The following is an 8,033-nucleotide window of genomic DNA, read 5'->3' on the forward strand; positions in this document are numbered from 1 at the left end:
GTCCGGGCTCCACCGCCACCGACGTCCGGGCTCCACCGCCACCGACGTCCGGGCCGTCACCGCCACCGACGTCCGGGCTCCACCGCCTCCGACGTCCCGGCGCCTCCGCCACCGGCGTCCGGCGCCACCGGCACCGGACGCCGTGTACCCGCCCAGCGCGGCGGACGGCGCTGCTCCGCAACGCGCCTCAGCGCAGCGTGCCGGCCGTGAGCTCGACGACCGCCCGCACCTGGGCAGTGATCGCCAGCCGGTTGCGGACGAAGTCCGGATCGGTGACCGTGCCCGTGGCCGGATCGGTGTTGCCCGCTCCGAACTGCAGGACGGGGGTGTGCAGATGGCCCCCGGGAACATCGAGACGCACCGCGTCGCGCAGCAGCGTCGCGCGGTACGCGATCTCGTTGGACAGATAGTTGCCGCCCCCGCCCGCGCGGGCCGTGGAACCGGAGGTCGGACCGTCGGGGCGGTTCACCGGCTCCGACGCACCCGCCGGGATCTCGGTGACGGCGGTGTTGTCGTACACCGGGAAGTCACCGGTGTCCGCCGCGACGATCTTCTCGTACGGAAGGCTGGTCGTGGTCCACTGCGGCTGCGGGTGGACGGTCGGGACACCGGCGGGGACCGGCACGGTCTCCGTACGCGACTCGTTCGCGTTGTCCGGATAGCCGCCGCGCCAGGCTCCGTTGAACCGCTCCACATCGAACCGGCCGGCCCGGCCCTGGCTGATCGTGGTGAACATGTCGGCACGGTGCGGGCCGCGCCGGAAGTGCGGGAGCAGCGCGTGTTCGACGGTCCCGTCGGCGAAGTCCGCCCAGCGGACGGGGAAGACGGCCGTCTCGATCCGGGCCTGGCCCGACTCCGTACGGACCGTGGTGCCGTCCAGGGCGAGCGCTGCCGCCCCCGACGGATTGCTGCGGCGGACATCCGCGTCCAGCTGGAACGGGTCGAAGCCCGTGACCACGACCCGCTTGATCCGCTGCCCCGCGGGCAGATCGATGGAGTCCTGGCCGCGCGAAGTGCGCTCCAGACGGGCGAGCAGAGCCGAGCGCAGGGACTCCGGCAGCGGGAAGTCGGGCCGCCACTCGCGCAGCGCCTTGCTCATGCCGAGCCGGGCCCAGTACAGCGGCCGGTCGTCGTCCCGGCTGAGATCGCCGCCCGCCGGCCCCCGCCCCTGTACGCGATCGACGGCCCGCTGCCACAGCCGGCCACCGGTCCGGTCGACCAGCCGTTCGGCCCGGTCGTACGTCCGCACCCCCTCAAGCTGACGGGCGAACTCCGCTGCCGGCACATCGAATCCGCTGCGCCGCAGGATCTCCTGCGGGACGGCACCCGCCAGCCGCCGTTCCTCCACGGTGAGCGGCGCCGCGGCGTCATCACCGGCTGATGGGGCTGCCGATGTCGCCGTGGTCAGGGGCGTGCAGACGAGCAGAGTGGCCGTGAGCACGCCCAGCCGGGCGCATATCCGTCTCATACGGGATCCTTCCGTGCAGTCGGACGCCGATCACATCGCGAGATCGCGACGGCAGTATTCCGCCCGCAGCGGGCGGCTGCCAGGAGGGCGTCCACGGTGATCGGAATGAGACGGGTTGTCAGACCGCCGCAGCATCAGTCGGGGGCGCCGCCGCTCGCCCTGGACGGAACCTCGGTCGGTACGGAGCCGGGCGCGGCAGGATCGAGACGGCCGACTTCCGCAGCAATGGGTTGGGGCGGTCGCGCTCGGGCGGACGGCCTATTGTCCGTACGGTGCCGGGACCGGCCGGGATCGAGACGGCCGTCTTCCCCGTCCGCTGGGCGGACTTCGCCGAGTGGAGCGGAGGCGACCGCCGGAACCCCGGTCCGGTGTGCGGGCCCCCGGCAGCCGCTCGCCGAACTCGCAGCGGTAACAGCGGCGATCGTGCTCCGGCGCACCAACGCGTGGTGGCGCGTGAACTCTCCGGTGCCGACCGGCTCCCGGCTACCGACCGGCTCCCAGACGGCTCCCAGACGGCTCCCGACCAGCTCCCGAGCGGCGACCCCTACCGCTCCGCAGCCCCGCGCGCCAGGATGCTCGACGTCGTCGTCACCGTCGTCGGCAACATCGTCGCCGCTGTCGGCAACGTCGCTGTCGTCGTAGTCGTCATGGCGTCATGGGGTCTTCGTCGCCTTCGTCGGCATCGCACGTGTCACCCGTAGCCCGGACCGAGCGCAACGCCGCATCGCATCGCACGCATCGCTTCGCCCGACCAACCGGAGGGAATGGCGTATGACCACGCTGGACAACGCACGCGCCGTGGAGGGAGCGGTCGAGCGCGCCCTCGACGCGCTCGGTCCGGACGCCAAGGCCCGGCTGCTCGCCGGGCAGGACACCTGGTCGCTGCCCGCCCTCCCCGAGATCGGACTGAGGTCGCTGGTCATGTCCGACGGCCCGATCGGGGTACGCGGCGTGCGCTGGACCGCCGCAGACCCGTCCATCGCGCTGCCCAGCCCCACGGCCCTCGCCGCCGCCTGGGATCCGGACCTCGCCCGCCGGGCCGGGCACCTCCTGGCCCAGGAGGCCCGCCGCAAGGGCGTCCACGTCCTCCTCGCACCGACCGTCAACCTGCACCGCTCCCCGCTCGGCGGCCGCCACTTCGAGTGCTACTCCGAGGACCCGTACCTCACCGGTCGGATCGGAACCGGCTACGTACGCGGCGTACAGGAAGGCGGAGTCGGCACCACCGTCAAGCACTTCGTCGCCAACGACGCCGAGACCGACCGCTTCACCGTCGACAACAAGGTCGCCCCGCGCCCGCTGCGCGAGCTCTATCTCGCCCCCTTCGAGGCCATCGTCACCGGCGCCCGCCCCTGGGGCGTCATGGCCGCCTACAACTCCGTCAACGGCACCACCATGACCGCCCACCGTCACCTCCAGAACGAGATCCTGCGCGGCGAGTGGGGCTTCGACGGCTTCATCGTCTCCGACTGGTTCGCCGCCCGCTCCACCACGGGCGGCATCCTCGGCGGCCTGGACGTGGCCATGCCCGGCCCGAAGACCGTCTACGGCGACGCCCTGGCCGCAGCCGTCCGCGCGGGCGAGATCGAGGAGGCGGCCGTCGACGGCGCCGTACGGAACGTGCTGCGCCTCGCCGCCCGCGTCGGCGTCCTCGACGGCGCCCCGGCCGCCGTCGCCCCGGCCGACCTCCCCGAGACCGTCGACGGAGATGCGCTCGCCCGCGAGATCGCCCGCCGCGCCTTCGTCCTCGTACGCAACGAGCCCGTCTCCGACGGGAAGCGCGCCCTCCCGATCGAACGGGCCCGGGTCCGCACGGTCGCCCTCATCGGCGCCGCCGCCCGCGACGCCCGCGTCCTCGGCGGCGGCTCTGCCCAGGTCTTCCCCGCCCATGTCGTCTCCCCGCTCGACGGACTGCGCGCCGCGCTCCCAGACAGCGTCGAGATCGATTACGCCGTCGGCGCCGACCCGAGCGATGAACTCGCCGTCGCCGAAAAGGGGTTCGTTCTCCGCGCCGTCTGCCGGGACGCGAAGGGCCGTGAGCTCGGCGGCGAGCCGCTGCCGAACGGCCAGGTGCAGTGGATGGGCGACCTGCCCGAAGGCGTCGACTACGAGGCGCTGCACACCGTCGAGTTGACCGGCACCTTCACCCCGAGGGAGACCGGCGCCCATTCCTTCGGCACCAAGGGACTCGGCGGATTCACATTCACCGTCGACGGCCGGCTCCTCTTCGACGGCGTCCAGGACTGCGCCCATGACGACCCCTTCGAAGCCTTCTTCGGCTCCCCGGTACCGCGCGGCGAGGTCGAGTTGACGGCGGGGGAGAGCGTCAAGGTCTGCCTCAGCTACACCGTCGCCAAGCTCGAGGGCGCCCCGGTCGAGGCGGTCGGCTGCGCCCTGGTCCACGGCGAGCCGGTCCGCGACCCCGACGAACTGATCGAGGAGGCGGCCGCCGCCGCTGCCGCCGCCGACACCGCTGTCGTGGTGGTCGCCACCACCGAGCGGGTGGAGAGCGAGGGATTCGACCGCAGCGACCTGAAGCTGCCGGGCCGCCAGGACGAGCTCGTACGCCGCGTCGCCGCCGCCAACCCGCGCACCGTCGTCGTGGTCAACTCGGGCGCCCCGGTGGAGCTTCCGTGGCGGGAGGACGTAGCCGCCGTGCTCATCAGCTGGTTCCCCGGCCAGGAGGCGGGCGCGGCACTCGCGGACGTACTGCTGGGCGCCGAGGAGCCGGGCGGCCGCCTGCCCACCACCTGGCCGGCGACTCTCGCGGACGCCCCGGTGACCCAGGTCGCTCCGACCGACGGCGAACTCCCTTATCAAGAGGGCTTGTTCATCGGCTACCGAGCCTGGGAGAAGGCCGGCGCCACGCCCGCGTACTGCTTCGGCCACGGCCTCGGCTACACCACCTGGGAGTACGAGCACATCGAGCTCACCGGGCCCACCGGGGCCGCTGGGGACAACACCGGGACCACCGGGGCCGCTGGGGACACCGGGGCCGGGTCCACCGGGATCACCGCCACGGTTCGCGTCCGCAACACCGGCCCGCGCCCCGGCCGTGAGGTCGTCCAGCTCTATCTGGCGCCTGCCGAGGACGCGGTCGAGCGCCCGGCCCGGTGGCTCACGGGCTTCGCCTCGGTCGAGGCCGCGCCGGGCGAAAGCGCCGAGGTCGGGATCGACCTGCCGCGCCGGGCGTTCGAGATCTGGGACGAAGCGGCCGACGTCTGGCGCTTCGTCCCCGGTGCGTACGCGGTCGAGGCGGGCCGCTCGTACGCCGACCGCCGGGTGACCGCCACCCTGGAGTGCAAGGGCTGACCCGCGAAAGGGAACCGCCCCGGGGCGCACCCGCCGACCGCCCGGGGCCCGCCGCGGCTGCACACACAGCGCGAAGGAGCAGCGGTACATCGAACAAGAGCAACCGAGCAGCAGCAATCAGCAACACCAGCCGAGCAGCCGTTACCACCCACTACCCCTACGCCACCGGCTGGTCGGCCGTGATCCGGCGGTACGCCATCTCCGCCAGCCGCTGCTGGCCGTTCCTGCTGGGGTGGAACCAGTCCCACTTGCTCAGCTGCTCGCCCGTGAAGAGGTAGCCGAAGACGGCCCCGTCGTCGTACCGGCACAGCGGGTCCTTGCCGCAGACGTCCCGCAGAGCGGTGTTGTACGCCACCACCCGGTCGTACACCTGCTGACGCCGGGTCATCGACGCCCGGTCCATCGCATCCGGCTTGCTCAGCATCGAGGCGCACATCCCGAGCCTCCAGACCTGCTTGCCGAACGGGTTGCGCCGCCCCTCGGACCACAGCCGCTTCAGGTCCGGGACGCTCGACACATACACCTGCGTCCTGGGCAGCGAGCGGCGCAGCCGCTTCAGCGCGGTCCGGAAGTCGGCGCGGAACGTCTCCGCCGGGGTCATCAGGGTCGTGCTGTCGCGGCACGCGTCGTTCGCCCCCAGCGTCACGGTCACCAACTCCGGCCTGCGCCGGACCGCGGTCGCCACCTGGCCGGGCAGATCGGCCATCCGTGCGCCGGTGCGGGCGTAGTTCCAGCTGCGGCCCGCCGGGCTCTTCAGCAGCCGCTGCGACAGACTCCGCACCCGCGGGTCCGTGCCCGTGGACCAGGACACCTCCGGGCAGTCGGCGAGGACGGCACAGGCGTCGAAGCCGCGGGAGATGGAGTCACCGAGGGCGGCGATCGATTCGGGGCTGGTGTCCCACTCCGGAGTGGGCCTGGCGCTGGGGCTCGGGCGCCTGGCTGCGGGCGGGCCGCCCTCGTCGGAATGCTCGTCACAGCCCGTCACCCCGGCGAGCCCGGTGAGGACGGCCGCCGCTGTGAGCACGGCCAGGGCGGGCCTGGCACCGCGCGTCGGGCCGGTGCGGTTCACGGATCCGCGCCGGTGGCCGTCCCGCATCCCAGCTCCTTCCAGCCGTGGGCCTTCTGTCCGGTTTCCTGTCTGGAGGACGTATTGGGCCGCTCGGGCGTTCCCCGATCGGTAGTCGGGTGACGTCCCCGCGGGTGAAAGCTTCGCCGATATCCGCCCGGGACCGACGGTACGTCACCCCTGGGCCCGTGCCGCACGGTAGCTTTTCCCGTGGCAGTCGGGCTGCTGCACCTTGGGAGCAGCGACCTGACGGCCCGTCGACCCAGAGGAGAGTGTGCGTTCCCGGCAAACACCGGTAAATTACACCACGTCACATTGCTGTCCCTTTTACGGAGAATTGCTCCCATGGTGTTTACTGCACGTAACCTCGGGAGCTGGTGCAGACGTAACTATTGGGGCAGAATGTCAGGTGCTGTCCCGGATGCGACCGGTACGGGCGCGAGGCCGCTGGGGAAGGCGAACCTCGTCCCACACTGGAGGTCCGGGTGACGACACGTGGAGTTCTCTATGTGCACTCCGCACCGCGTGCGCTGTGCCCGCACGTCGAATGGGCCGTCGCGGGCGTCCTCGGCGTGCGCGTCAGTCTCGACTGGATCAGGCAGCCCGCTTCGCCCGGGACGTGGCGTGCCGAGTTCTCCTGGCAGGGAGAGCCCGGCACCGCATCCCAACTGGCGTCCGCGCTGCGCGGCTGGCACCTGCTCCGCTTCGAGGTGACCGCGGAGCCCTGCCCCACCGCCGAGGGCGAGCGCTACAGCTCCACCCCCGAGCTGGGCATCTTCCACGCCGTCACCGGAATACACGGCGACATTCTCATTCCCGAGGACCGGCTGCGGGCCGCGCTCGTGCGGGCCGGGCGGGGTGAGACCGAGCTCGAGGCCGAGATCTCCAAGCTTCTCGGCAAGCCCTGGGACGATGAGCTGGAGCCGTTCCGGTACGCGGGCGAGGGCGCGCCGGTCCGTTGGCTGCACCAGGTCGTCTGAATCGGTCCGTCGCCAGCTTCCTGACGGATCGTTTCTTGACGGACCGACGCCGGCCGGATCGGCGCCGGGCCGAGCGTCTCTGTGGCTGACCGAGGCTCCGTCCTCGGGACACCGGATCCGGCGCTGTGCCCCGGGCCGTGACGGCCCCCGGACGGCTGAGCGCTGCCGGGCAGGTCATCGCTCCGACCGGACTCCAGGCCGTAGCGTGCCACTCATGCCTGACAACACCTCAGTAGCAGTGCTGGGCACCGGGATCATGGGGGCCGCGATGGCCCGCAACCTGTGCCGCGCAGGGCTGGACGTCCGCGTCTGGAACCGTACCCGTGACAAGGCCGAGCCACTCGCCGCCGAAGGCGCCCGTATCGCGGACGACCCGGCCGCGGCGGTCGAGGGTGCCGATGCCGTCCTGACCATCCTGTACGACGGCCCGGCCGCGCTCGGCACGATGCGGGCGGCCGCCCCCGCGCTGGTCCCCGGCACCGTATGGGTCCAGTCCACCACCGCCGGTCTCGACGCCCTCGAACCGCTCGCCGCCTTCGCCGCCGAACACGACCTGCTGTTCGTCGACGCGCCCGTGCTCGGCACCCGGCAGCCGGCCGAGGACGGGCAGCTGACCGTCCTCGCCGCGGGCCCAAGGGAGGCCCGCACCACCCTGGCGCCGGTCTTCGACGCGATCGGCAGCCGTACGGTCTGGATCGCCGAGGACGGCGCGAGCGGCGCCGCGACCCGGCTCAAGCTCGTCTGCAACAGCTGGGTGCTGGCCCTCAACAACGGCATCGCGGAGGCCCTGGCGCTGGCCGAGGGCCTGGGCGCCGAGCCGCAGGGCTTTCTCGACGCCGTCGCGGGCGGTGCGCTGGACTGCGGCTATCTCCGGGCCAAGTCCGCGGTCATCCTCACCGGCGACTACACACCGAGCTTCACCGTCACGACGGCTCACAAGGACTCCCGGCTGATCGTGGAGGCCGCTGAGCGGGCCGGTGTGATGCTGGATGTGGCGGCGGCGGGCGCGGAACGCCTCCGCCGGGCCGAGCAACAGGGCCACGGTGCGCGGGACATGGCCGCGAGCTACTTCGCGAGCTTCGGCGAGTGACGGCTGAGTGAGGTCTGGGGGAGACGCGAGGAGGCCCGCCCGGTCCTGGTGGGCCGTGCCGGGCGCGCCCCAAAATAACGAGAAGGGGGCACACGGGGCCGCGCGAGAGGCCCCCCC

Annotated in this window: 6 protein-coding genes; 4 read left to right on the forward strand and 2 right to left on the reverse strand. The window is 72.5% G+C overall.

Annotated features, from left to right (window positions below; genetic code table 11):
- Nucleotides 1–187 precede the first annotated feature (187 nt).
- A complete protein-coding gene (locus tag ABZW18_RS18000; protein WP_356188369.1) occupies nt 188–1,468 on the reverse strand; it encodes a pyroglutamyl peptidase in 1,281 nt (426 codons plus the stop codon).
- Between the two features lie 272 nt (nt 1,469–1,740).
- On the opposite strand from ABZW18_RS18000, the gene ABZW18_RS18005 reads away from it, so the two are divergent.
- Together ABZW18_RS18005 and ABZW18_RS18010 are read left to right on the forward strand one after the other, a co-directional pair.
- On the forward strand, nt 1,741–2,169 hold the full coding sequence (locus ABZW18_RS18005; protein WP_356188371.1) for a hypothetical protein: 429 nt from the start codon (nt 1,741–1,743) through the stop codon (nt 2,167–2,169).
- Nucleotides 2,170–2,239: 70 nt separating this feature from the next.
- Nucleotides 2,240–4,780 (forward strand): glycoside hydrolase family 3 C-terminal domain-containing protein, encoded by a 2,541-nt coding sequence (locus ABZW18_RS18010; protein WP_356188373.1) that lies wholly within the window; start codon nt 2,240–2,242, stop codon nt 4,778–4,780.
- A 157-nt stretch (nt 4,781–4,937) separates the two neighbouring features.
- Here ABZW18_RS18010 and ABZW18_RS18015 read toward each other — a convergent pair whose 3' ends face one another.
- Entirely contained in the window at nt 4,938–5,876 is a 939-nt protein-coding gene (locus tag ABZW18_RS18015) for an SGNH/GDSL hydrolase family protein (RefSeq protein ID WP_356188375.1), read from the reverse strand.
- 455 nt (nt 5,877–6,331) lie between these two features.
- Between ABZW18_RS18015 and ABZW18_RS18020 the strand changes: the two genes are divergently transcribed.
- Complete coding sequence (locus tag ABZW18_RS18020; protein WP_356188377.1) at nt 6,332–6,826, forward strand: DUF3145 domain-containing protein; 495 nt, start codon at nt 6,332–6,334, stop codon at nt 6,824–6,826.
- Nucleotides 6,827–7,040: 214 nt separating this feature from the next.
- Complete coding sequence (locus ABZW18_RS18025) at nt 7,041–7,916, forward strand: NAD(P)-dependent oxidoreductase (protein WP_356188379.1); 876 nt, start codon at nt 7,041–7,043, stop codon at nt 7,914–7,916.
- Nucleotides 7,917–8,033 lie beyond the last annotated feature (117 nt).

It is taken from the genome of Streptomyces sp. NPDC004647 (genome assembly GCF_040609575.1).
Classification (GTDB): Bacteria; Actinomycetota; Actinomycetes; order Streptomycetales; family Streptomycetaceae; genus Streptomyces.

What these genes read in the sequence shown, in the direction of transcription:
- ABZW18_RS18010 (WP_356188373.1), top strand. Translation starts at nt 2,240, where the DNA reads ATGACCACGCTGGACAACGCACGCGCCGTGGAGGGAGCGGTCGAGCGC.
- ABZW18_RS18025 (WP_356188379.1), top strand. Translation starts at nt 7,041, where the DNA reads ATGCCTGACAACACCTCAGTAGCAGTGCTGGGCACCGGGATCATGGGG.
- ABZW18_RS18000 (WP_356188369.1), bottom strand. Translation starts at nt 1,468, where the DNA reads ATGAGACGGATATGCGCCCGGCTGGGCGTGCTCACGGCCACTCTGCTC.
- ABZW18_RS18015 (WP_356188375.1), bottom strand. Translation starts at nt 5,876, where the DNA reads ATGCGGGACGGCCACCGGCGCGGATCCGTGAACCGCACCGGCCCGACG.